At 67.2% G+C, this 711-nt stretch carries 1 rRNA gene; it reads left to right on the plus strand.

Annotated elements, in window-relative coordinates:
* Nucleotides 1–96: ribosomal RNA gene (gene rrf / locus QQ657_RS56490) — 5S ribosomal RNA — on the plus strand; the annotation flags it as partial.
* Nucleotides 97–711: the final 615 nt, after the last annotated feature.

Below are 711 nucleotides of genomic sequence, written 5' to 3' on the forward strand. Positions count from 1 at the left end.
GAAACGCCCGGTCCCATTCCGAACCCGGAAGCTAAGCCTGATAGCGCCGATGGTACTGCAACCGAAGGGTTGTGGGAGAGTAGGACACCGCCGAACTTACGTTGGGGAAGGCCCCGGTTGAGAGCCCATGGTTCTCCCGGGGCCTTTTCTTATGCCCGCATCCACTCTGCAAGACCGCCTGGGTACGCGAGTTCCGCCCCCAATCACGCGAGTCCCGTCCCGGATCACGCGAATGACGGGCCCGATCACGCCGGCCGACCCTCTAGGCACACGAGCCGACCCTCTGGGTACGCGAGTCGACCGCCTGGGGTACGCGTGTCGTCCGTCCAATCACACGAGTTGGCTCCTCAAGCACGCCGGCCGACCCTGCCGGCATCCGGCATCGGCGTGACTCGAGGCGGAACTGGTGTGATCAGGGCCGGAGCTCGCGTCATTGAAGCCGGAACTCGCCGCCGTGGCCGGGAGCGCATGTGGCCGCCCGGGCATCTCGCGTGATTGAGGAGGCATCACCCGTGATTGGAGGGGCATCACGTGTGGTTGAAGGGTCGACTCGCGTACCTGGAGGGTCGGGCGTGGGTGGGAGGGGAATGAGAAGGGGGGGGGGGGGGGGGGCGCCCCCCCCCCCCCCGGGGGAAAAAAATACAGGTTAAAAAAAGCCGCCCCCGCCCCCCCCCCCGCCCCCCCCCAGGAGCAAGAACCCCCACAGAGCCC

This window comes from Amycolatopsis ponsaeliensis, assembly GCF_030182635.1.
Classification (GTDB): Bacteria; Actinomycetota; Actinomycetes; order Mycobacteriales; family Pseudonocardiaceae; genus Amycolatopsis; species Amycolatopsis ponsaeliensis.